This is a genomic window from Campylobacter sp. 19-13652, assembly GCF_019702925.1.
Lineage (GTDB): Bacteria > Campylobacterota > Campylobacteria > Campylobacterales > Campylobacteraceae > Campylobacter_A.
Genome location: NZ_AP024713.1, coordinates 61,003 through 84,830 on the forward strand (window position 1 = coordinate 61,003; position 23,828 = coordinate 84,830).

Sequence of the window (23,828 nt, forward strand, 5' to 3'; positions counted from 1 at the left end):
GCTTAGGGCAGAAAATGAGCAATTAAGGTATGTGCTTGATGATAAAAAATTCGATAATTCGCACATAGACACATCAGAGCTTGGAGTGGTAATGTTAAAAAATACTACTTTAAGCATACGTAGTGTGCAAGAAAAGATAGAGCATAATTTAGAGGGCGCAAAGGCCATTCATGAACTAAGCGAGCAAAACATAGCAGAAGTCGGCAGTCTAAGCGGCACCACAGCAGAGGTGAGTAATAGTCTATCTCAAATCCAGCAAAGCGCATCTCGCTCTGCTGATGTGGCGCAGCACCTTTATAAGAGCGTTGATGAGATTACAAACATAATAAATTTAATAAAAGACATCTCAGACCAAACAAATCTCCTAGCCCTAAATGCAGCCATCGAAGCCGCTAGAGCAGGCGAGCATGGCAGAGGATTTGCCGTGGTTGCCGATGAGGTACGAAAGCTAGCAGAGCGCACTCAAAAAGCAACTAGCGAGGTGGAGGTAAACATAAATGTCCTACGCCAAAACGCAAATGATATGCTAGAAGGAAGTGAGACTGTAAATAACCTCTCAAATGAGTCAAGCGAGCATATTTTGGAGTTTGTGAATAAATTTAAATCAATCCAAAATAGAAGCACAAATATAGGCGCGCAGTCTGATGCGATGAAATTTGAAGTCTTTTGCACGCTTGCTATGATAGATCATATAGTCTTTAAGCAAACTGGCTACTCAAAGCTATTAAATCAGGATTTCACTCCACTAAGCGATCACTTTAATTGTCGCTTAGGCAAATGGCTAGCAAGCACTGGCAAGGAGGCTTTTGGTGCTACTCATACCTTTAAGCAAATTGACGCTCCACATTCAGCCGTACACACTATCATAAACGGCGTACTAACTGGCGCTAGTGAAAGTTTTAGCCAAGAGTATGTAAATGGTGCTATCAAAAAATTTGAAGTGGCTGAGGGTGAGAGTATGAAGCTATTTAGCCTATTTGATAAAATGCTATCTGAAAGAATTGAAGCAATAAAGAAAAAATAATCCCCCCCCCTTTTTTTTTACCTCCTCCCCCTGTTTCTTGCATTTTTATGGGAGGGGCTGTTTGCTCTTAGTTGGCATTTTACCTAGTAGCCAGCTATGTTATAACAGGCGAGCAGGCAAGGATAGCCATAGCCTCGCAAAAGCCGTCCTGTGCTTTTAGGCTCTAGCTATTTTATCTAGCCACCTATGTGATTAATATAGCTAGGGCTTAAATTTAAAGGCGGATAAATTCTAAGCTTTGGCTAGCAAGGCCTGCCGCCAAAGCCTTTTTAAATTTCAAAAGATTAAGCCTAATGGTGGCTTGCGTCTTTATTGCCTGCTATGCTTAAAATTGCAATCGAAATAATAGGCGCCAAAGCCACCGTGTATATCCCAGCTGCTAAATTGCCTAAAGCCGCCACTATCGCCACGCCAGTCATTGCAAAAAGCGGAGAGATTAGGGCGATTAGCTTAAGATTGCTGTAGGCTTTTGCGCTGATTGCCATGATTGTGCTAAAGAATAAAGAGGCGCAAACGCTAACGCTTAGAGCGCAAATAGCATAAAGTGCGCTCGTGTGCGAGTCTGGCTTTAGCGCATCAGCTACAATCTCAAGTGCCGCCCCAACGCTAGCCATGGCAGCAAAGATAAAATAATGCTCATAAGCGACAAAAAATATCTGTCCCAGACTTCGCTTTTTGTGATACAAATGTCCCTTGCTAGCGCCACTAAAGTAAAACCACCATAGCATAAATACTATCAAAAGTGCACCAAAACCAACCACCCCAGCGCCAATTATGTCGCTTTTAGCAAGTGCCGAGATAGAGTTAAGCGAGCCAAGCACCCCTTCGCCAAGGACGATAATCACCAAAAGCCCGTAACGCTCAGTGATATGGTGTGCATGCCACGGCGTTGCGCCAAAGCACTTTTCAGCGATTGCTGGTACGCTAAGCTCTCCAAGGCAGAGTAAAATAACCACAGCAAAATACTCCTGAGGAAGTAGTAAAAATACTCCCCAAAAAGCTTGCATAATAATTATACCAACCGCATACGCTATGGCTGTTTTTCTATGCGCTGGGGCTTGTGTGGCGGCTCGTAGCCACTGATATGCCAGTGCTAGGCGCATAATCACAAAGCCTATAAATCCCATGGATAAATCAGGCTCACTCTTAAAAAACGCCTCAACTCCAGCTGCAAAGACAATCGAGCCAAACATCTGCACCATGGCTGCTAGCCTAAAGCTCACATCATCTGTATCAAAGGCCGAGGCAAACCAGGTAAAGTTCATCCACGCCCAAAAAATGCAAAAAAACGCCAGTGCATAGCTAAGCAATCCAGAGCCTATATGGTGGTGTGCTAGGGCGTGATGAAGCCCACTCGCAGCCGAAGCTATGGCAACTACGTAAACTAAATCAAAAAGCAGCTCAAGCGGCGTAGCAACCCTGCCTATTTCTGCGATATCCCTACCGCTCATTTGCCGCTGGTATAGTAATTTTTTCAGCATTATCACTCCTGTTTGTTTTAAATTTATTAAGGTTTTTATTTTATCAGGACAGATTAAATTTAATTTCTCGTTTAGAAATGTTACTTTTTGGAGCAAAAAGCTGTGATTTTATTTAACAATTTATAAATAAAGCTATTTATAAATTTAAAATTTAGCCCTATTTTTAGTGGTTTTGACGCACTTGTTTGCTGTTTATAAATTTGAAACTATTTGGCAATATAATTTCACAAAAAATAAAGGAGAAAAAATGAGAAAAGTAAGAGAAGTATTTAAAGCACGCACTCCGCACTGGGTTGGAGATGGATTTTATGTAAACTCGGTCTTTCATCACTTAAGTGATAGGTTTAAGACTGATCCATTTTTAATGCTTGATTATGCAGCGCCACAGTACTATAAGCCACGTGAAGAGGCTTTGCGAGGGGTTGGCGAGCATCCGCACAAGGGTTTTGAGACTGTTACGATAGCTTATCATGGTGAGGTTGCTCACAGGGATAGTAGCGGTGGTGGTGGCGTAATAAAGCCTGGTGATGTGCAGTGGATGACAGCTGGTGCAGGAGTGGTGCATCAGGAGTTTCATAGTAAGGAATTTAGTGCGCGTGGCGGGCTTTTTGAGATGGTGCAGCTGTGGGTCAATCTGCCTGCTAAATTTAAAAACACTCCCCCACGCTATCAGCATCTAGCAAAAGATAGTATACCTGTCTTAAGCCTAGCTAATGGCGCAGGCAGCGCTCGTATCATAGCTGGGGATTTTATGGGCGCAAAGGGCGCAGCGATGACATTTAGCCCTATGGACGTCATTGACGTGGCTTTAAATGAGGGCGGAAAAATGAGCTTTAAAAGCAAGTCAGACTACTCTTTAAGCGTCGTCGTACTAAGCGGTACCGTAAGCGTAAATGACGGCGAGACTAAGGCGTCTAATGCCGAATTAGTAAGCTTTGAAAGCGGCGAGGGAGAAGTGCGACTAGAGGCGCTTGGTAGCGAGGCAAAGCTGCTAATCCTAGCAGGCAAGCCGCTAAATGAGCCTGTGGTGGGCTATGGGCCATTTGTGATGAATAGCGAGGAGGAGATCGCTCAGGCGATTGAGGACTACCGCGCTGGGCGATTTGGCGAGATCGTGCAGGGGTAGCTTTGGAGCAGGCTGCTTTTGGCTGGCGAGTTTGGGTTTTGTGGCTGTATAGGCTGGTCAGGACTAGGTTAAATTCCCATAAGGATTTGGCGTGGTTGACTGCTGCAGCGGCTGGGTGCTTAGGGTCGTAGCTTTTTGGTGGAGCGACCCTAAGTCTTGGCTAATTAAAGTTTTAATTTGAGCTAGCTATGTGCGCAACGTCTTGTTTTTACATGATTATGCTGTTTTCAAAGCCCAAAACTTTGGCGTCTGTGCTATTTAGACTACTGCTTTGGGTTTAAATTTATTTATTGCCCTGGATTGTAAGTTTTGGTATGGTTTTTTTAAATGTTTTGACTAAGGAACTGGTAAGGCTTATAGGCTTATAAATACATAATAGCAGGAAAAATAACCTTGTAAATGGTGGGGGAATTTGGTATAATTTAAAGAAAGATAAGTGGCGTAAATGCCAAAATTAGATGAAGCAAAAGAAAAATTGGCTATGCTTAAAGTGTGGCTCGGCGTCGTTGTTGGTGTTTTTACTGCTGTTATTGGCTGGACTATTAATAAGTTTGAATTGATGATAATATTTTAATTGGTCTTGCTTTAGTTGTGCTTGTTGTTTTGCTGATAGTATTCGTGTTGGTTATTAAAAGGATTAATATCATCATTAAAGAAATTGGGAAAATGGAAAAATAAAGGAGCTGATATGTTGGAGTATATTTTTCTTGCAGTAGCTTTCGTTGGATTTATGCTTATAGGTTATGGGGTTTTGCACACCACAAAGCCGATTACTAGCGATAATTAAAGTATTGCTATAATATGTGGGCACCCCTTCACGCCCACATATCCACTTTTTTATAAAACCTATCCTCCTCTTTTATCTCTTTTTTGTTTGTCTTGTCATCAAGGAACATTATGTTAAAAAGATCCTTGCCGTATATCTGCTTGCCGCTATTTAGAACCAAAATAAAGCCTTTTACACCAAAGTTTCTAATAGCCTTTACGCCCAGGTCTTTAAGAGATGTTATCTCCTCCTTGCCATTTTCATTTGTGATTATGCCTACCTTTTCAAAATCGAGCTTATTAATCTCCTCATCGCTCATCTGCTTAGCTTTTAAATTTATGCCCACCCTCTTACCACCAATTGTATTTAGCTTGCCAGTATCAGTAAATAGCTCATTTACCATTATCTCTCTACCACTATCAAATTTAAGCGTAATAGTGCCATTTTGGTTTAGCTTCATAGCCACTACGCTATCAAGGTCATTCATAACCTGTGCTGCCTTTTTAGGATCGCTTAAAAACATCGCCTTTAGCTTTTCTAGGTTTTGCTCGCTAAACTCAATCCCTGTATTTTTTCTAAAATCATTTTGCATAGCGATCATCTTAGCAGAGCCACCTAGCTCGTCTGAAAATTTTAGCAGCGCTTGAGCGGCTTGGGCTTCTTGCTCTGGTAAATTTGCTCCAGATGCCATTATTTTATTAAGCAGCTCCTGATGTTCCTGTTTTGCCTTTTGATAGTCGTTATAGAAAGTTAAGAAGTTTTTAGTTTGATTTTGTGCGTAGGCTACTTCGCCTTTAAGTGGCTCGTGGCGACTGGCGAATGAGTTAAACTCACTAAGTCTAAGCTCGCCATCAAGTCCGCTTTTTACATATGCAAAGTTATTAATCTTATCAAAGATTTGGCTATTCTTTTTTAGATCCACCCATCCATCTTCATCAGCATAGGCTTCAAAGAATTTCTTTGTTTCATCATCGTCTACGCGCTTATATCTATACTCGGCTTTAAAAAACAGCTTGTATGGATCTGAAGTTTCGTCTATTTCTCTGCTATTGACATATTTGTTGGCATAGCTATCTTTAAAGTTTTTTAATACGTCTTTATAGTCTGTTTTTATAAATTTCTCTAGATCTACCTGACTTACCACATCAGATAGCTTTGCAATTTTCTCATTGCCATCTTTATCATAGCCCCTTACCTTTAGCTTGCTAAAGAGCTTATCATCAGAGTTTAATAACCCATCGCCATTGCTATCAAAGCCAAGGAGTAAGACATTTTGCGTAATATCTCCCATTTTAAAGGCATCATTATTATCAAAAATATCTAAAAAGACCTTGACTTCTCCAAAGTCTGTTTGTAGATATTCTGAGCGAGCGTAGTCGTTTATGGTGTAATTAAGGTAACTTGTATGGAAAAAGCTTTTAAACTTATCTGTAGTTTTAAAAAAATAGTCTGTTGATTCTTTAATGCTGTAAGAATATTCTGAATCGTGAGTTGATTCAAAATGGGCGCTATCTAAAACATCACCATCATAAAGAGTATAATGCCTTTGTAGTGTTGGTCTTTCAATAAAAACGGCTTGTATCTGACCTTTTGAGTATTCTGAACTGACATTATTGACCATAATTTGATTTATATTAACAATTTCTTTTGCTACAGCTTCAAAAAGTTTTTGGCTTTCTTTGTCTGGTTGTTGCTTCTGAGTTTGTGGTGGAAGTTGATTTATACTTATGGTGCTTTTGCTGGTCGTATTTGGGCTAAGAGCGTCTTTAGGGATAGAGTTATTATTATCGATTTGTATGTCTTTTCTGATCTTTTGTTTGTTGTTAAGAGTATTAAAAATATCTGTGTACCAGTTTTCTGATAAATAAAGACGCATGATAAAACCACCGATTTATAATTTTCTTAAAATCGGATTAAAATTAGAAAACTTTATATTTTAGCCAGCAATTTTTGCTGGCTGAGGCAAATCTGCGTCTATTTTAAAAGCTCCGCCAGCCTAGCTTCGATCGCTTCGCGGCTTTTTGGCTCGACTAGCCTTTGCCCCTGCTCGGCTCCATCACGCACGAATAAAATCGTCGGAATATGGCGTATGCCCATTGCGTCCCGCACGCCCTCCTCCTTATCCACATCAATAGCAAAAAAGCTCGCTCTATCAGCGAATTTGCCAGCAAGCTCTTCTAAAATCGGCTTGGCGAATTTACAATCCCTGCACCACGGCGCACCAAAGTAAAATACCTTTACGCCACTTTTAAACTCCTGCTCAAACTGCTCAAAATCAATCTCTTTCATTTTTTCTCCTTTTTAAATTTACTGCTTAAATTTACCGCCTACTCTAACGCCCCAAACTCGCTCAGAGCCTGCTTTATCTCAGCCTTTGCGCTTGCGATTACAGCAGCTTTATCGGTCGCTCTCAAGCTTAGCCCCTGCGCTCTAATCACCCAAGTCTCGCTTATGCCCATTAATACAAAGATTGAGCGCACATAATGCGGCGCAAAGTCGAGATTTACGTATTTTATATCACGTGTATAGTCGCTGCCACTAGCTTGGATGAAGGCTACTTTTTTGCTATTATCCAGCAGCCCCACGGCACGCCGCTTATGTATAATAATCCTTTAAAGCCGACGTTACGCCAAAGTTATGTAGCGGCATAAAAACTAGCACCACATCGCTAGCCAAAAACTGCTCTAAAAGCTCATTTTGCCGCTTTATTGCCGCTGTTTGCTCGCCGCTTTGCCACGCTTTTAGCATGTCAGCGTCTATGCGTGGGATATACTCGCCGTATAAATTTAGTACGTCTGCATCTGGCAGCAGGCTTTTGGCATAGTGGGCTAGGGCAACGCTAGCGTGAGTGTCGCTAGCAAAATCTGGGTGAGCATTTATTATAAGCGATTTCAAATTTAATCCTTGCGTTGATTTTTGATATTTTAGTTTAAAAGTGTAAATTTAAAATCCACCCTAACCACGCTCGTAAAAGGCAATAATCTCGGCTATGATGCCCACGACGCTTGTGATCTCGTCTGCATTAATGCAGTATGGCGGCATAAAATAGATGGTATTGCCAAGCGGACGCAAAAACAGCCCACGCTCTATGCACCGCCAGAAAAAATCAATGCTAAAGCGTGGCTTTGGCTCGTCGTTTGTTGGCGTGTTAGTGCTAGTGTTAGTTTGACTAGGCGCCCAGCTATCAGGGCTTTGGCTCAAATTTGAACTAACGCCGTTTTGCCAGAATTTAAGCTGCTCTAAATCCAACTCAAAAGCCGCCACCATACCCAGCACACGCACGTTTTGCACGCCCTTTATCCGCTCTAGCCTAGCCCACTCACGCTTTAAAACTCCGCCAAGCTCTCTCACTCGCTCAAGCACGCTCTCACGCTCAAAGCTCTCAATCACAGCGTTTGCCGCGACGCAGGCTAGGGCATTGCCAGCGTAGCTGTGCGAGTGCAAAAAGTCCCGCCCAGTGCCGTATGGAGCGTAGAATTTATAATAAATCTCATCACTCATCACCACCACCGAAAGTGGCAAAAACCCACCAGTAAGCCCCTTTGAAAGGCAGATCATATCAGGCGTGGCGTCTGGAGCTAAATGCTCAAGCGCAAACATCTTGCCCGTGCGTCCAAAGCCAGTGGCGATCTCATCAAAGATGACGTAAATACCGCGCGCACGGCACTCACGCACGGCAAATTCCAAAAAGCTAGCTGGGTACATATTCATCCCGCCAGCACACTGTAGCAGCGGCTCGGCGATAAAGGCGGCTATGCGTCCAGAGTGGACGCCCAGCGTGCGGATCAGCTCGGCTTTTGCCTGCTCCTCGCTCACGCCTAGGCTGCGGTTTGGCGCGGGGGTAACGAGCGGACGAAAGAGCAGGGGCGTATAGACTGACTTGTAAATGCCGACATCGCTCAGGCTAAGTGCGCCCAGCGTCTCGCCGTGGTAGCTGTTTGAAAGGCACAGATAGAGATCTTTTAGCGGCTTGGGCTGGTTTTGTGGCGGGGTGTGTGGGTGTGGCTGGGCTTGCGAATGGGCGTTTGCGTGGCTAGATTGTGGGCTTTGGCTGGGATTGTTTAAATTTAAATGACTAGTTTGAGCTTCTGTTTGGCTTGCCCATTCGTTTGCGTTGTCTAGCCCTTTGCCTGCGTGGGCGTCTTTCTGGCTTAGCTTAGCAGCGGCAAAGCTGGCCGTGTAGCTAGCTTCGCTAGCCGTGCCACTCGCCCAGCCGTCGTCTATTGCGGTGGCGTGAAAGGCTAGTTTAAGCGCTATTTCGACTGCTGATGAGCCGCTGTCTCCGTAGAAGCACTTTTTTAAATTTGGCGGCGTGATGCGCACGAGATTTTGGCTTAGGCGGATGATTGGCTCGTTGCTAAAGCCTGCTAGCATACCCTGGGCTAGGCGTTTGCTCTGGTCGCTGATGGCGTTGGCGATTGGGGGGTAGCAGTGTCCGAGATTATTGACCCACCAGCTACTAATGCCGTCAAGTATCGCACGCCCGTTTGTGTCGTAGTAGTATGCGCCCTGTGCGTGATCTACGATGATGGGTGGACGCTTGGTGTATTCGCTCATCTGCGAACAAGGGTGAAAGAATGTGGCTAGGTCTAAGCGTGAAAGTGGGTGCATAATTTCTCCTTAAAAATTTAAATAAATTCTATCCTATTTATTGTTTTATAAAAGAAATTTATCAAGCACTGCTTTTTTCTTTTCTTTTATGCTCGACATTTGCGCTTGTAGCTGGGCGATTTTGGCTTCAATGTCACTCACTTGGCTAACGATTTTTTCTTGTATAGCAAGGTCGGGGACGGGGATTTTTAGATTCTCATAAAATGAAATTGGAACACGACGATGTCCGCTTGAACCTGTCATATTCTTTTCAGCTTCTTGGCGAATTGCTTCACGATTTAAAGAGTAAAATAAAAATGCTGGCGAAATCTTTTCTTGATTTGCTCTAAAAACGTGAAATTCAGAACTTCCCATACCAATTTGATTGGTTAATTCTGTTACCAAAGCACATTTACCATTCTCCATACAAGGGGTTATCTTGGCAATGATGACATCGTTTTCGCGAAAATAAGTATATGAGCCTTTGCGTAATTCGCCAAGTGGCTTATCGATTTTATATTCAATAAATCCATTATTGCTTACAGAGGCCATTTCGACAAATGAAACCATTAGATTATTTCCCAGTGATTTAATTTCAGATTTAGATGGATTAATAACGCATAGCTCATTAATTTTTAGGAGTTTACCCCCCCCCCCAATAATTTCTAAATCGTTGAAAATTTGGGCTATTTTTGCTCTATATTCTTCAATTTTCATACGACTATTTTCGTATTCTTCGTCAATTTTTTGGCATTCTTCAATAATTTTTTGTTGAATTTCTAATGGGGGTATGGGGATTTTTATTGTTTTTAAATCTGTTATACTAATGCTGGCTTGGTGAACAGCTTTTTTACATAGCCTAAGGACTGAATCATGAAAAATATCTAATTTTGAGATGGTAAAAACATAATAAGGCTTAGCTAAATTTTCATTTATTTTAAGTCTTAATACATTGACTCCGTGAACTATCTTTTCATCAATATCAAATAACGCTGTCTTGCCTAAATGTTTAGGGCTGTTTATATGACTTAAAGCTATATCCCCTTTATCCCAAAAACTATCATTTTCAACATCGTCTTTAGTATATTTAACAGCATTTAAATCAAATTTTCCGCTAGCGATCGTCTCGATTCTTGAAACCTTATACTTCCCATCGCCATCTATCTGAGAAACATTCTTGCCGTTTTTAACAAAAACACAAACATCCCCCAATTTCACAAGCGGATATTTACTCACTATCTCCAATTTTTTCTGTGCACTGGTGCGCAATGCTTTATTAAACTCTGCTCTTTCAAAATCCAGCATTTGCGTTAAAGGCAATAAACTAGCAAAAGCAGTTAAAGGTTCAGGAATGCTGCTAAGATTACCTAAAAAATTTTGGCGAATTAAATGATTGAGTTTATTTTCGTCATTTAAATTTCGTGGATTAAATAAAGGTGTTTGGATCTGATTAATCCCTTGTAAATTTTTTAATTCACTGTCATCATTAGATTGAGTATTGAGATATTTAATCCCTTCATTGCCTTTTGCATCACTCCATTCATAGCCTAAAAAGGCTTTTTCCTCTGTCTTGCCTGACGGCATTTTGATAATTAATACTTCTTGTGGGTTATTTTTCGCCAGCATAAAATGATGTAGTTTATCAGATTCAATTTCTTTAATATAAGTAACGCAAGCCTTATTTAATTTAACCATGCGTTCATTAATATCGGACTGTAATTTTTGTTTTTTAGCTTCGTTTACTTCTCTTAATAGTTTTTCTTCATCACGTTTGTTGCGTTTTAATATCTCTTTAGTAATTGAGCTACTATCAAAAACTTTTTTATACTCTTGAAAAATCTCATACTCCACTATTTCAGGCGGCATTTCATAGCTTGCTTTTAAAAATTCTTGGTAATGGACTAAATCAAATCCGCAGTGCTTGCAATATTCATCCAATAAATGTGCATCTTCAAATAAGCCATCAAAGCCAAAATTGCCCGATTGCCATTGTGTTACGCGATTTTTATAATGTTCATTTAAATCTGGCGTATTGCTTTTGCGGCGCAAAAATAATGTTGCGGTATTGGTGCCTGTTTTGCCAAATGTGCCTGAGCCAAATTCGACAATAGCGATTAAATCAAAATATTGTAAAATAATTTCTCGACATTTAATGTATATATTACCATTGCTTAATATAGAAGAAGGCAGCACTATTACAGCAATTCCGTTTGAATGCAACAGCTGTTTGGCTCTCTCAACAAAGAAAGCTTCAATTGCATTAAAACTTTCTTCATTAGAAACATATGGATAAAGCGTAAATTTTTCTTTATCTTCATCGCTTAAAGTAGCAAGAAATCCTTTTACGCTATAAGGCGGATTGGCAACTAATAGTGAAAATGCACCATCTTTGATTTTTTCATTTTGTGCTAAAGCATCGGCATAAATAATATCCATTTCGTCTTGCCCATACATAAAAGCAGAAACTTTGGCGACTTTAGAAAGACGATATTCTTTCTCAATTCCATAAATATTGTGATAAAATTCCTGCAAATTTCTACCGCTTTCTAAGACTATGGGCTTTATTTGGGTGGCATACTCAGTTAAGAAATGTCCAGCACCACAAGCATAATCAATCACTTTAGGAACTTTTTCATCTTTTAAAAACCCATTTAATGGTAAACTGGAAATTAAGAATTTCACAATCGGCATTGGGGTAAAAAATTGCCCTTCTGATTGCTTTACTCCTTGATCTAAAAAGCCTTCAAATAAGTCGCCTAAAAATTGGTGTTGCTCGGTATCATTTTTAAGTTTAATATCTTGTAGCATTTGCACGATTTCTTTCAAGATGACAGCATTTTGAAAGAAGAGTTTTTCATTATGAACATCTAAAAAAGCAAATGGATTATTGGAGTAAAATTTCAATTGCGTGAAATATTCCATTACTGTGCGTTTGGTTTCATCTTTTTGATTTTTAAATAGATAAAAGGCTTTATTTATGGTTTCTTCGCTTATGTAAGTAACTTCTTCATCTAAAAACTCTTTCATTCCAATCTGATAAAGCTGTTGCAGGCGGTCTTGCAAGTCGTAATGGTTATCGCTTGCTGCCCCTTTCCAATAAACTTTTAAGTTTTCAGGATTAACTTTTTCATCAACCACTTTGCACAAGAATAAATTCACTAATTTATCAAAGGCGTTTTCACGTGCAGAGACATTGTGCTGACGCATAATAGTGGCAAATTGATGATATTTTTTCTGTATCGTGGTATTGTCGACAATTTTTAAATCACCCACGTTATAAGGACGGTTTCCGATTTTAAAGACTTCGCTTTCAAATAGGTTGTGCGAAATAAAATCTTGCTGATACGTTTCGCTCCATACTTTAAAATAATCTGCTTTTGAGCCATTTTCGGCTTTTACCTTTTCAAAACTTAATAATTTTTTGTTGTTGCCTAAATATTCAAAGTTATCCGTCATTGAAATTAAATGATATAAAATTTCTACTTTCTCATTGGCAAAATCACTGGTGTATAGGCATAGCCATTTGGCTTGGCGGTAGCTATTGTAATAATTAAAAAGTTGCCCACCATCTTTTTGCATTTTTGCCCAAGCACGTGAAAATTCTTTACTTTTATTGCTATCCGCTGTTTTGCACTCAATGAGCAGATAGGGCTGCTTATCATTATCTTGCACAATAATATCGCAAAAGCCGCCCGTCATTCCATGTCCACCAGGCATTCCTTGCTCTAAAATAATATGCTCTGGCTTGTAGCCTGATTGTAATAAGTTGTGCACACATTCAAATACAACAAAATTTTCAGGTTGGTTAAAGTTTTTTGTGGTATCTCGTTCAGCAATTAACCCATCTGGATAAATCAATTTTTCATTAGTAAAATCAACTTTTAACTCGTAGCTATCAATGGTTTTTGTATAAATTTTACCCATTTTTACAAAACCTAAGTGCTCAAGCAGTGCCCTAAAATTCTCTTTTGTAATCATTGTTGCCCTATGGTAAAATGCTTTTTTTAATGATGGTAGGTTATAAAAACCACTACTCCCCAAACACCCTTTTATAAATTTTATCCACGTTTTTGGTGTAGTATGCATACTCAAAGCACTGCTTGATTTCATCTGCGCTCACGCTTTTGCGTAGCTCATCATCGGCGAGCAAATGCTCTAAAAACAGGCTCTCTCCACGCTCATTTAGAGCCGCTTTACCCTGTCCTAGATCGCCCCAGACCTTCATCGCATTACGCTGGACTATGCGGTATGCATCCTCCCTGCTCACACCACGTAGCGGCAGCTCTAAAAGCACTCTTTGGCTAAAGACAAGCCCGCCTGTTAGGTTTAAATTTTTAAGCATATTTTCAGGATAGACGATGAAATTTTCTATTAGTCCAGTCAGGCGCGCTAGCATAAAATCCGCCGTAACAAAGCCATCAGGCAGGATAAACCGCTCCACCGAGCTATGGCTGATGTCTCGCTCGTGCCACAGGGCGACGTTTTCGAGAGCTGGCGTGGCGTAGCTGCGTATCATTCGGCAAAGCCCCGTGATGTTTTCGCTTAGCACTGGGTTTCGCTTGTGCGGCATAGCCGAGCTGCCCTTTTGCCCTGCGCTAAAATACTCCTCCACCTCATACACTTCAGTCCGCTGGTAGTGGCGTATGGCGACGGCGATTTTCTCGCAGCTTGCCGCTAGCACCGCAAGCGCACTCATCACCTGTGCGTAGCGGTCTCGCTGCACGACTTGATTGCTCGCTGGGGCTGGCTTTAAGCCTAGCTCCGCACACACCAGCTCCTCAAGCTCGAGCGGGGCGTGGGCGAAGTTACCCATAGCGCCGCTTATCGCACCCACGCTGATGACATCTTTGGCGTGATTTAGCAGGGCTTTTGCACGCTTTATCTCATCGTGCCAGATAGCCAGCACCAGCCCAAAGGTGATAGGCTCGCCGTGTATGCCGTGGCTGCGGCCGACCATCAGGGTGTATTTGTGCTCGTTTGCACGGCGTTTTATGGCGGCTAGTAGGGCGTCGATGTCGGCGTCTATTAGCTCTAGGCTATCACGGATCTGCAGTGCCACGGCGGTGTCTATGCAGTCTGAGCTAGTCATGCCGTAATGCACCCAGCGGCTCTCATCGCCCAGGCTTTCGGCGACGCTTGTTAAAAACGCGATGACATCGTGCTTTGTCGTCTTTTCTATCTCGTCAATGCGAGCGATATTAAATTTAGCGTTTTTGGTGATTTTCTCGCAGTCTGCGTCTGGGATGAGCCCTAGCTTGTTCCACGCTCTAACCGCTGCTAGCTCCACACGCAGCCACGCGTCATACTTTGCCTGAGTGCTCCATTTATCCGCCATTACGTCTCTTGAATATCTTGCTACCATTTTTTCTCCTTCATTTGCTTATTTTGTCAAATTCATTCATAAATCTATGCTCTTTACTCGGATCAAACTCTATAACCGTCCCCAAAAATGCCTTAAAATCGGGATTTTTACGGCTTAGCTCGTTTGCCACTACTAGATCAATACTATCTTTAAATTTCGCCCTAAAAAGCACCCTGCTCTGGGCTGGCTCGTCTATGTCTAGGCTTATTATGCCTATGCCAAAGCTCGCATTTAGCTTGCTGGCTAGCTCCATTAGCTCCGTGTCGCTCTCATCAAATTCACAAGCGACGAGATAGCCTTCATTCGCCCAGCTGGAGTTGCTAACAGCCTGAAAATAATACTCCCTAAGCTCGCCAAGACTCACACTCTTTTTAAGCTCAAATGAGTAAAGCACCACTGGGATTTTATAAAATTTTTTCGTGAAATTTTGCAGCCTTTCATCAAGACTAGCGTACTCAAACCGCACTCCTACTATATCAGGGTGTAGCCACCTATCGCTACCTGACTTGCCCTTTTTGCTCCTTTCGTGATAGATTGTCTTGCAGTGCAGATTAAAATCAGCGTCAGCGTAAAGGTAATCAACCAAAGCCTGATGAAAGCTTCTCTCATTAGCGTCTAGCCCTTGCTTTGGGGCTGGTTTTGGCTCTTTGACAGCCAGACTCTGCCCTTTTAGCTTTATTAAAATAGGCTTATCTTGCACCTTTTCAAAGGGAGTGTTTGGGTTGTTTTTTAAGTCAGTGTAGATAGTGGCAGAAAAGCTTCTGTGTGGCGTTTTGCCTTTTAAATTTAGCTTTTTGCTTAGTCCTAGATCTCGTGCGACGTGATATATTTTATTTGGGCTTAGGGCTTGCTTTTGGGTTTGCAAAGTCGCAACTGCCACCTGCACGCACTCATTCATCACGCTTTCCTTAAATATAAATTTGATATGATTATACAAAAAGGCTCATAAAAGATAGGTAAAGGATAAGAGTTGGCGTATGAGAGAGTGAGTATTGGCTTTAGTGGCGGCGAGAGTGCGGCGGCGGCTTTAACCAGGCTAGGATATAGTCCAAAGCTAGCCCAAAGGCTCATCGATAAGGGCAGGCTTTTTTGCGATTTTAGCGCGACTAAAGCGGCGTGGATAGCTAGCGGTGCGGCTGGGCTAAAGTGGCAAAAACTGCCGTCTGGGGTTTTGAAAATGCGTTTAAATTTAAAGCCAGCGACTTTTGCTATCGGCAAAGGTGGCGAGCCATTTTCTGGCGACATTTTGGCGTCCGATTGCCACCAAAGCCAGCCACGCCAAAATCCCCCGCAGCAGGTAAAAAGCAAGACCGAGCGTGTGAGTGGCGAGCTATTTTTGCTGCGATATGTGCCGCGTCCAAAGGGGCTAAAGCCCATTTTTGAGTGCGATGAGTTTGGGGTCTTTGACAAGCCAAGTGGAGTGCTAAGCCACCCAAACGGCAGGGGCTGCGAGTATAGTTTGTATGATGAAATTTACGCACTTTGGGGCGAGAGTGCCTGCGTGGCGCATAGGCTAGATAAGGACACGAGCGGGCTTATCATCGTCGCAAAAAACACTGCTGCAGCAAAGCAGCTAAAGGGGGCGTTTGAGGCTAGGGCGGTGCAAAAGCGCTACGTCGCACTACTGCGTGGCAGGGTCGATAAGGCAGAGCTTTTAAGTGCTGGGCTGGTGCGTGATATGGTGGAGCTTGATGAGAGATTCTGCGGTGTTTTGGACAAAAGCGAAGCCTTGAGCTTAAAAAGCGAGCCTTTTTGCTCGGCTGGGGCGAGTGAGTGCGACGTGGGACGGAGCTTTTCGCTGGGGCGAAGTGGGGCTAGCTCGTGCGATTTAGGGCAAAGTGGAGCAGAGCTGGCTAGTTTTAGTGCGGTAAAAAACGGGCCAGTCAGCTGGAGCGTGGCGGAAAATTTAAATCGTGATGAAATAGGGCTGGCAAATTTAAATACGCCCAAAAACTGCGATCTAAATCCAACCAGCCACGATAAAGTAAAAACGGCTCAGTCAAGCGAGCAAAGCACGGAGCGACAAGCACCGCGACAAGTCCAGCTAAGCGAGCAAAATACGAAGCAAAGCGAGCAAAATGTGGCGCTCGATGACGGAGCCGCTCACGGGAGTGCGGTGGCTGGGGGGTCTGGGCTTGCGGAGCGTGGTCTCTTGCGGGAGATAGGCGGACAGGGCGAGCAGTATATTTACGCAGTCGCTGGGCGTGATGAGCTAGATAAGGGCGGAATGCGGTCTGCGTGTGGGTTTGATTTTGCCGTCGCTGCACCGCTTGAGCTTGTGGGTCAAGAGGGCGTGGCAAAGGTAAAAATGGGCGTCAAAACGGACGGCAAGCCAGCCATCACGCTCGTGCGAGTGCTGGAGTATCTGCCGCAGCTGGACGCCACGCTGGTCGAGTGCGAGCCGCTCACTGGCAGGCAGCACCAGATCAGGGTGCATATGTTTCATATGAAACATCATATCTTGGGCGACCCGCTTTATGGCGTGAGTGACGAGACGGCTCGGGCGATACTGGACGGCGAGATAGCTGGCGATGAGCAGGCTAGAGCGACTGGCTGGCACAGGCTATGCCTGCATGCGAGCTGGATAAAATTTAGCTTCGCTGGGCGTGAGTATGAATTTATTAGCGATGACTACAGAGCTGCGTTTGGGTTGTGGTCGTGTCGCTTGAATGCTCGTTAAAATGGGGCTTTGGGTTAGGCTAAATTTAAATTTTACAAATGCGAGTTAGCAAAGGCTTTGGCAGCAAAGCAAGACGGAGAGCAAAAAATACGGCAAAAACTTAACGATAAAAAGCCAATCCTAGACAAGATAGATTCAATAGCATATGCACCACGCTACCCCCCCCCACTCTATCAAAATAAATGCGGCTGCCGCCACTTACAGCTCTCTACTCATACGTATTTTTTAGCAGTTTTGAGACTGGCGTCGCATTTTTTTGATTTGTGGTATCATAATGGCAAAAAGGAGCGAAACAGCTATCGCTAGGCCTTGCTAAGACGCTCGCGCCGCGATATTTTGTCATCATCGGTATCCGCACACGGCACACTCGGCCAGCTTTTTCCCACACGTTTTACTTGCTAGCCGTGGCTAGCTCTTTTTTATACTGACATACTTTTTGTTATTAAGTTTTTAAAATAGTCTTTGCCTACAGCCACTATCAAAAGCCTTTTTTACGCTCAAGCCTGCCGTCACAAAGCCACCCCCGTGTTTAACTAGCCAGCCATGACTCATGCACTCATAATTACGCCCTAATAAAACCGCCATATCTGGGCGCTGGTGGCATGGGAGCGTATTTTTAAGCCTGCTTACCATAGCTAAACTAAAGTCGGCAAAATCCCCTGAAGCACGAGCCGTATCCACTACGAATTGCTAGGGATTAGCATGCTCTTGCTCAGATAAATTTTGCGAGCTGGCTTGCTTTTGTGCTGGGATTAAATTTAAAATAGCCTATTAAATCAAACGAGCTTATGTTTTTAAGGCGGAAATATTTTGGTTGTGATATTTGGCGTTTGTGCGGCGTCTTTGCTGAAAAAAAAAGGGGGGGGGGTAGTGCTAGGCTGGTGTGGATATTTGGGCTTTATGTCGGTGGGCGAAACGAGAGAGTAAAAGGCTCGGCTTAGCCTATTTTATCAGCAATCACAGTACAGTTAATAGGGAGATTATTAGCATTTTTGCCAGCAGGGCGGATACTCTCGTGTTAAGCAATCGTGGCAGCAGTCGTGGCGAAGGTAGCTACGATGAGAATCTGCTATAGCTGTTTAGAGCGGCACTCGATGAGCCTATGGGGCTTAAGTTTATCGTGGTACATATGCTTGGCTCGCATCCTGTGTATGATTTTTGCCATCCCAAGCAGTGGGCTAAATTTAGCCTAAATGATAGCGTGGTTAAGGGGCTTAGCTAGCAGGATAGGAGAGGGGCTGTGTGCGGTGTTTAGAAACTTTTATGACAATAGCGTGTTTTACTCAGACTACATCCGCTACGAGCTGCTGTAGGCTGTGCGTGCCGTGGGCGTGCGGTTTGCTTACATTTATAATCCAGACTACGGACAGGACGTGTGCCATCACTCAAATTTTAGCGGACATAATTACAAAGCGGACGAGCAGTGGAGCAGGGTGGCGGTAGATTATGATTTGGAAAATATCTACTAACACCTTAAAATACCTACTTGGGCTTGATGGTGGCGATGGCGTGATTGCTGGGTTGCGGCGTTAGGGGATTAGCTTTTAGCGTCGATTTAGCCAAAGTGCTAAATTTTAAGCTTTGGCAAAGCTGAGTGTTTTGTATGTGTGGTTACTGCTTAAAATTTTAACCTACAAAGTTTCTAAAATTTATCTTTATTTTTGATTTTATAAGGTGGGGGTTTATCTCCTTTGGATTATTGCTTATATTATCAGAAAAGCCAAAATCTGAGACTTTTTGGAAGTTTTGTATATGATAAGTGCCTTTGTATCCAAGCGCATAAAGCTCACTAGACATATCAGAAATATCTCGTTCGTTTAAAAGTTCACTATGTACTGTCGTGCGGACTTCAAATTTAATGCCACTATCTTTTAAAAGTTTAAATGTATTTGTAAAATTTTCATAGCCATGGTTTTTAGTAACGAGATAGAATTTATCTCTACTAGCTTTAAAATCAAGCGAAACAAAGTCTATAAATGAGAGGTTTAAAGCGTTAGCTAATGCGTTAGTATTTGTGCCGTTTGTGTCTACTTTAATGCGGTATCCTAAATCCTTACAAAGGCTAAGCATGCCGATAAAATCTCTAGCCAAAGTACACTCTCCTCCGCTAAAAACTACTGCGTCAAGTAAGCCAGCTCTAGAGCGTAAAAAGCTTGAAATTTGCGCCATATCGAGATATGTTTTGCTTAAAAATATCTCTTTATTATAGCAGTATACACACCTCATGTTACATCCTGCAAAATAAAGTACAGCAGAGGTAAAACCCTCATAATCAATCGTTGTAAAAGGCGTTATTTTTGTTATTGGCATTTACTAACACTTCACTAACAAGCTTTAAATTTATTATCTTGCTGGCTCGTTAAAGCTCACTCTTTGATCATGCTCAGCTTTTTTGCCGATATTAAAGCTACTAACAGGGCGATGATAGCCCATTACCCTTGTATATGTTAGTGTTGCTTCACCGCATTTTGGGCATTCTTGCTGCTCGCCGTGTATGTATCCGCACACAGGGCATATGCTAAAAATAGGCGTGATTGTAAGGTATGGTAGTCTAAAATTACTAACGCAAGCCCTCACTAGCGACTTTGCAGCCTCTGCCGAGCTAAGCCTCTCTCTCATATATAGGTGCATTGTCGTGCCGCCAGTGTAGGCTGTTTGAAGCTCGTCTTGCAAGCTAAGCGCTAGGAATGGATCGTCTGTAAAATCGACTGGAAGTTGGGTTGAGTTTGTGTAATAAACGCCATCGCCAAGCCCAGCTTGAATGATGCCACTGTAGCGCTTTAAATCCTCTTTTGCAAAGCGGTATGTGGTGCCTTCAGCTGGTGTGGCTTCTAAGTTATAAAGATGCCCTGTTTGGCTTTGAAACTCACGTAATTTCGTCCTGATATGCTCTAAAATTTCAATACCAAACTCACGCCCAAACTCGCTTGCAATATTTTCTTTATCGTCTGAAAAATTGCGTATCATCTCGTTTGCGCCATTTACACCTATGGTGCTAAAGTGGTTGTTAAAATCCCTTAAATAGCGTGCTGTGTATGGATAAAGCCCTCTTTTAAACATCTGTGTGATAAACTCCCTTTTTGCCTCAAGTGAGTTTTTGGCAATATCTAAAAGCTCATCAAGCCTCTTAAAAAGAGCGTCCTTGTCACCTTTGTACAGATAGCCAAGGCGTGCTAAATTTATAGTAACTACGCCTATGCTGCCAGTTTGTTCCGCGCTTCCAAAAAGCCCACCACCGCGGCGCAAAAGCTCGCGCAAATCAAGCTGAAGCCTACAGCACATAGAGCGCACTGCGCCTGGTTTGTATGCGTCTGGGTCTGGGACTTTTTCTCCGTTTTTTACTAGGTACTGCGAGCCGATGAAATTTTGAAAATAGCTTGAGCCTATTTTAGCGGTATTTTCAAATATCGCCTGCGCTACGTCGCTATCCCAGTCAAAGCTTTCGGTTAAATTTATGGTCGGTATAGGAAAGGTAAATGGTGCTGAGTTTGCATCGCCTTTTGTTAGCACGTTATAAAGTGCTTTTACTATCCTTGCTCTTTCATCTTTAAAATCCCCATATGTCATATCTGTTAGCTTTGCTCGTCCGCGCTCATTTGCTTTAAGTGTTAGTTTTTTGTTGGTGATGTTAGTAAATAAATGCTGGTTTTTGCTCGTTGGAATTTGCTCTTTTAAATCATCTGGACAGTCTATATCTAGGGTGATATTAGTAAATGGGCTTTGTCCCCAGCGTGCTGGTACGTTTAGGTTGTACACAAAGCTTGTTAGTGCTTTTGTTAGTTCCTTGTCTGTTAGTCCGTCTTTAAAAAGATATGGCGCTAGGTAGGTATCAAAGCTAGAAAATGCCTGCGCTCCAGCCCATTCGCTTTGAAGTATGCCTAGGAAATTTGCCATCTGAGAAAGCGCAGTGCGAAAGTGCATGGGTGCTTTACTATCCACTCTGCCTGCTACGCCGTTAAAGCCCTCGTTTAATAGCGCTCTAAGGCTCCATCCAGCGCAGTATCCACTTAGACAATCTAAATCATGTATGTGTAAATCAGCATCCCTATGGGCTTTTGCGGTGTCTTTGTCATAGACCTCATCAAGCCAAAAATTTGCTATTACTTTGCCGGCTGTATTGTTTATAAGTCCTGCGTTTGAGTAGCTTGTATTTGAGTTTGCTTTTACCCTCCAGTCGGTGTTGTCTATGTACTCATATATGGTTTTTGAAGCGTCTATTTTGGTTGACATTTTATTGCCTTTTGTGTGGATATGAGTGCAAAGTATATGAAAATATTGCTTAAATTTAACTCAGTTAAATTTATATTTTTTGATATAAATTTAAAGATAAAAATAATTTACATTAAGTTTATAAAACTATAAAATATCTATAAAAAGCGGCTTTATATTTAATATTTAATAAATATACTTAAAAAATAAAATTAATTAATTTAATTAATTAAAATTGCTATTATACAAAGCTGATAATTGATATTATTTTAAATTTATATTGCTATTGATACAATACGCGCGTAAAAACTATCAAAAATATTATTTTTAAAAGGAGAATGATGAAAGCAGGACTTTCGCTCGTTGCTTGCGTACTCGTTGCTGGGGGATTGGGCGCGGCACAGGATTATTCTGTGGTACTTCCTACTGTTGATGTTGAGGGCATTAGCGAGCAGGATTTTACCAAAGGATATGTCGCACCTAGTAATGTAGAAGTGAATAAAAACGGCTTAAGCATAAAAGAGACCCCACAAAGTATCGAGGCTGTGGATGTGCAGAAAAATCGCAACTACGGCACAAACGACCTCTCAAGCATACTAGAGGGCAACTCTGGCGTAGATGCTAGCTATGATACCAGAGGCGATGGGATAAAGATCCGCGGCTTTAGCGTAGATGGGGGCGATATATACCGTGATGGAGTGCGTGATAGTGGGCAGATACGCCGAAGTACTGCAAATATCGAACGTGTTGAGATACTAAAAGGACCAGCCTCTATACTTTACGGACGCTCTCAAGGTGGTGGCGTGATAAATTTAGTCAGCAAAAAGGCAAATTTCTCGCCTCTTTATAAGCTTTCAGCTAGGGCTGGGTCGTGGGATAGATACGGTGGCATGGTAGATGTAAATCATGTCATAAGCGACACCTTTGCAGTGCGCCTTACTGGCGATTACGAGCAGGGCAAAAGCTGGCGAGATGGCGTAAAATATCGCAATAAAATGATAAGCCCTAGTTTTGTCGTAACCAACCAAGATGGCACAGTGAGCTTTGAAGCGCAGTATACGTACGATGACGCATGGCGCGTACCTGATAGAAACCCTGAAAAATCAGTCTATGATGCCATGGGAATAAGCTACAATAAAGGCTTTGCTCATAATGGAGATTTTGTAAAAGACACTCTGCACTTTCTACGCACAGAGCTAAATGCAGAACTAGTTCATGATATAAATTTAAAGTGGATAGCTGGGTATAGAAAAGCGTCTCAGGATTTTGATAACTTTTTTGCTGGTACTTATGATGTAAATACAAGAATGCTAACGCAAAACTATGCCGCCCAGCAGACAGATAATACAACTCTTTCAAGCACAGTTTTGCTAAACCGTGAATTTGAAGGCGAGAGAGTGGGGCATAAGGTAAGTTTTGGGTATGATTACTCAATCGAAAAGCGTGAGCCGCGGCTAAAATATCAAAGAGGCTTTACTGCTAGCATAGATCCGTTTGCAAGCTCTAGCTCATGGAATAGCGCTAGGTATGATAGGGTAAGCACTCATAATAAGCATAAGGCGATAACGCATGGGGTTTTTATAGATGATCTTATTACATTTGATGAGCGCTATCATTTGCTTATTGGCGGACGGTATGACTGGTATGAGTTTAAAAGCACAGATATAAATCAAAATAGCAGAAGCTATAAAGACGGTGCATTTTCTCCTCGCATAGGTGTGCTTTATGATATTACTCCAGAGCATACGTTGTATGCGAGCTACTCAAAGAGCTTTGCACCATATGGTGGTAACGGTTGGGTAGGTGTGTCAACTACCACAAACGACATACAAAACCTAGCCAAAAAGCAAACCAACGAACAATATGAAGTGGGGCTAAAGAGCGAGTGGGCAAATAAACGCTTTATGAGTACGGTAGCGGTGTATGAGATAAGACATAAAAACAACCGCTACAATCCAGACTCAAACGACCCATATCTATGGGCTCAGCGCGATGAAAAAAGCCGTGGGATAGAGCTAAATTTATTAGGCGAATTAGCTAAGGGTGTATATATGCGAAGCTCTGTAGGCTACATGTCTGCTAAGACTTCAGGCGATGAGGTGTATGGCTACCGTAACGGACTAGAGCTAGAAAACACCACACACTGGCAGGGGAATGTATTCTTGCGGTACGCTTACAACGATCTATGGTATCTTGAAGGTGGCGTAACCGCATACTCAAAGCGCTACCATTATGTCTATAATGATGCCGCAAAAAGCGCAAAAGGAGCGCACCTACCAGGCTTTGTGCGCGTGGATATGAGTGCGGGGTATAAATTTAGTAAGCACGCCTCAATGACGCTGGCGGTAAATAATCTCTTTGATAAAGAGTACTGGCGCTCGTCATCTCGTCCAGGGGATAGACGCTCGTTTATGAGTACCTTTGTGTATGAGTTTTAGTTTAAGCTTTAAATTTTTAGGGGCGCTTAGCTGCGCTCCTTATATTGGTCTAATTTTATGTTGTCGTAATCTGTTTTTAATTATATTTTACCATCAAGCAAACAAATACTAACTAGAATAAATTTGATTTTAGCGCTGTTTTTACAGAGTGT

At 42.3% G+C, this 23,828-nt stretch carries 16 protein-coding genes and 2 pseudogenes; 7 read left to right on the forward strand and 11 right to left on the reverse strand.

What is annotated here, in order from left to right; all coding sequences use genetic code 11:
• Window positions 1-334 precede the first annotated feature (334 nt).
• Both LBC_RS09150 and LBC_RS09155 read left to right on the forward strand, forming a co-directional pair.
• Window positions 335-577, forward strand: a pseudogene (locus LBC_RS09150) (methyl-accepting chemotaxis protein); the annotation flags it as partial.
• Between the two features lie 102 nt (window positions 578-679).
• The gene (locus LBC_RS09155; RefSeq protein WP_260173447.1) at window positions 680-1,024 is read left to right on the forward strand and encodes a CZB domain-containing protein; all 345 of its coding nucleotides are present in this window, start codon (window positions 680-682) and stop codon (window positions 1,022-1,024) included.
• A 290-nt stretch (window positions 1,025-1,314) separates the two neighbouring features.
• Here LBC_RS09155 and LBC_RS00310 read toward each other — a convergent pair whose 3' ends face one another.
• A complete protein-coding gene (locus LBC_RS00310; protein WP_221254149.1) occupies window positions 1,315-2,505 on the reverse strand; it encodes a low temperature requirement protein A in 1,191 nt (396 codons plus the stop codon).
• A gap of 247 nt (window positions 2,506-2,752) precedes the next feature.
• Here LBC_RS00310 and LBC_RS00315 point away from each other — a divergent pair, with 247 nt between their 5' ends.
• Window positions 2,753-3,631, forward strand: coding sequence for a pirin family protein (locus tag LBC_RS00315; protein WP_221254150.1), 879 nt, complete (start codon window positions 2,753-2,755; stop codon window positions 3,629-3,631).
• Between the two features lie 445 nt (window positions 3,632-4,076).
• The gene (locus LBC_RS08975) at window positions 4,077-4,205 is read left to right on the forward strand and encodes a hypothetical protein (RefSeq protein WP_260173412.1); all 129 of its coding nucleotides are present in this window, start codon (window positions 4,077-4,079) and stop codon (window positions 4,203-4,205) included.
• A gap of 241 nt (window positions 4,206-4,446) precedes the next feature.
• On the opposite strand, the gene LBC_RS00320 is transcribed toward LBC_RS08975, so the two are convergent.
• The 8 genes from LBC_RS00320 to LBC_RS00355 form a co-directional block, all read right to left on the reverse strand.
• Window positions 4,447-6,273 carry a response regulator gene (locus LBC_RS00320; protein ID WP_221254151.1) on the reverse strand — a complete coding sequence of 609 codons (1,827 nt, stop codon included), beginning with the start codon at window positions 6,271-6,273 and terminating at the stop codon, window positions 4,447-4,449.
• A gap of 98 nt (window positions 6,274-6,371) precedes the next feature.
• Window positions 6,372-6,686: a co-chaperone YbbN gene (locus LBC_RS00325; RefSeq protein WP_221254152.1), complete on the reverse strand. Its 315-nt coding sequence runs from the start codon at window positions 6,684-6,686 to the stop codon at window positions 6,372-6,374.
• 38 nt (window positions 6,687-6,724) lie between these two features.
• On the reverse strand, window positions 6,725-6,982 hold the full coding sequence (locus tag LBC_RS00330) for an NAD(P)H-dependent oxidoreductase (RefSeq protein WP_221254153.1): 258 nt from the start codon (window positions 6,980-6,982) through the stop codon (window positions 6,725-6,727).
• 10 nt (window positions 6,983-6,992) lie between these two features.
• Window positions 6,993-7,292: an NAD(P)H-dependent oxidoreductase gene (locus LBC_RS00335; protein WP_221254154.1), complete on the reverse strand. Its 300-nt coding sequence runs from the start codon at window positions 7,290-7,292 to the stop codon at window positions 6,993-6,995.
• 60 nt (window positions 7,293-7,352) lie between these two features.
• Window positions 7,353-9,008 carry an aminotransferase class III-fold pyridoxal phosphate-dependent enzyme gene (locus tag LBC_RS00340; protein ID WP_221254155.1) on the reverse strand — a complete coding sequence of 552 codons (1,656 nt, stop codon included), beginning with the start codon at window positions 9,006-9,008 and terminating at the stop codon, window positions 7,353-7,355.
• 45 nt (window positions 9,009-9,053) lie between these two features.
• Window positions 9,054-13,097: an N-6 DNA methylase gene (locus tag LBC_RS00345; protein ID WP_221254156.1), complete on the reverse strand. Its 4,044-nt coding sequence runs from the start codon at window positions 13,095-13,097 to the stop codon at window positions 9,054-9,056.
• Window positions 13,018-14,349, reverse strand: a complete 1,332-nt coding sequence (purB, locus tag LBC_RS00350; RefSeq protein ID WP_221254157.1) for an adenylosuccinate lyase — start codon at window positions 14,347-14,349, stop codon at window positions 13,018-13,020. The genes LBC_RS00345 and purB overlap by 80 nt, the downstream gene beginning before the upstream one ends.
• A 10-nt stretch (window positions 14,350-14,359) precedes the next feature.
• On the reverse strand, window positions 14,360-15,247 hold the full coding sequence (locus LBC_RS00355) for an HTH domain-containing protein (protein ID WP_221254158.1): 888 nt from the start codon (window positions 15,245-15,247) through the stop codon (window positions 14,360-14,362).
• A gap of 72 nt (window positions 15,248-15,319) precedes the next feature.
• Between LBC_RS00355 and LBC_RS00360 the strand changes: the two genes are divergently transcribed.
• Both LBC_RS00360 and LBC_RS00365 read left to right on the forward strand, forming a co-directional pair.
• The gene (locus LBC_RS00360; protein ID WP_221254159.1) at window positions 15,320-17,029 is read left to right on the forward strand and encodes an RluA family pseudouridine synthase; all 1,710 of its coding nucleotides are present in this window, start codon (window positions 15,320-15,322) and stop codon (window positions 17,027-17,029) included.
• 1,316 nt (window positions 17,030-18,345) lie between these two features.
• Window positions 18,346-18,498: a hypothetical protein gene (locus LBC_RS00365; RefSeq protein WP_221254160.1), complete on the forward strand. Its 153-nt coding sequence runs from the start codon at window positions 18,346-18,348 to the stop codon at window positions 18,496-18,498.
• 157 nt (window positions 18,499-18,655) lie between these two features.
• Here the strand turns inward: LBC_RS00365 and LBC_RS00370 are convergent, their stop codons facing one another.
• Complete coding sequence (locus LBC_RS00370) at window positions 18,656-19,339, reverse strand: anaerobic ribonucleoside-triphosphate reductase activating protein (RefSeq protein ID WP_221254161.1); 684 nt, start codon at window positions 19,337-19,339, stop codon at window positions 18,656-18,658.
• 33 nt (window positions 19,340-19,372) lie between these two features.
• Window positions 19,373-21,295 (reverse strand): annotated as a pseudogene (locus LBC_RS00375) (ribonucleoside triphosphate reductase); the annotation flags it as partial.
• 284 nt (window positions 21,296-21,579) lie between these two features.
• Between LBC_RS00375 and LBC_RS00380 the strand changes: the two are divergent.
• Window positions 21,580-23,676 carry a TonB-dependent siderophore receptor gene (locus LBC_RS00380; protein WP_221254163.1) on the forward strand — a complete coding sequence of 699 codons (2,097 nt, stop codon included), beginning with the start codon at window positions 21,580-21,582 and terminating at the stop codon, window positions 23,674-23,676.
• The last annotated feature ends 152 nt before the right edge of the window (window positions 23,677-23,828 follow it).

Coding starts and splice junctions, on each gene's coding strand:
- LBC_RS09155 (WP_260173447.1), top strand. CDS start 680: ATGATAGATCATATAGTCTTTAAGCAAACTGGCTACTCAAAGCTATTA.
- LBC_RS00310 (WP_221254149.1), bottom strand. CDS start 2,505: ATGCTGAAAAAATTACTATACCAGCGGCAAATGAGCGGTAGGGATATC.
- LBC_RS00315 (WP_221254150.1), top strand. CDS start 2,753: ATGAGAAAAGTAAGAGAAGTATTTAAAGCACGCACTCCGCACTGGGTT.
- LBC_RS08975 (WP_260173412.1), top strand. CDS start 4,077: ATGCCAAAATTAGATGAAGCAAAAGAAAAATTGGCTATGCTTAAAGTG.
- LBC_RS00320 (WP_221254151.1), bottom strand. CDS start 6,273: ATGCGTCTTTATTTATCAGAAAACTGGTACACAGATATTTTTAATACT.
- LBC_RS00325 (WP_221254152.1), bottom strand. CDS start 6,686: ATGAAAGAGATTGATTTTGAGCAGTTTGAGCAGGAGTTTAAAAGTGGC.
- LBC_RS00340 (WP_221254155.1), bottom strand. CDS start 9,008: ATGCACCCACTTTCACGCTTAGACCTAGCCACATTCTTTCACCCTTGT.
- LBC_RS00345 (WP_221254156.1), bottom strand. CDS start 13,097: ATGAAATCAAGCAGTGCTTTGAGTATGCATACTACACCAAAAACGTGG.
- purB (WP_221254157.1), bottom strand. CDS start 14,349: ATGGTAGCAAGATATTCAAGAGACGTAATGGCGGATAAATGGAGCACT.
- LBC_RS00355 (WP_221254158.1), bottom strand. CDS start 15,247: ATGAATGAGTGCGTGCAGGTGGCAGTTGCGACTTTGCAAACCCAAAAG.
- LBC_RS00370 (WP_221254161.1), bottom strand. CDS start 19,339: ATGCCAATAACAAAAATAACGCCTTTTACAACGATTGATTATGAGGGT.
- LBC_RS00380 (WP_221254163.1), top strand. CDS start 21,580: ATGAAAGCAGGACTTTCGCTCGTTGCTTGCGTACTCGTTGCTGGGGGA.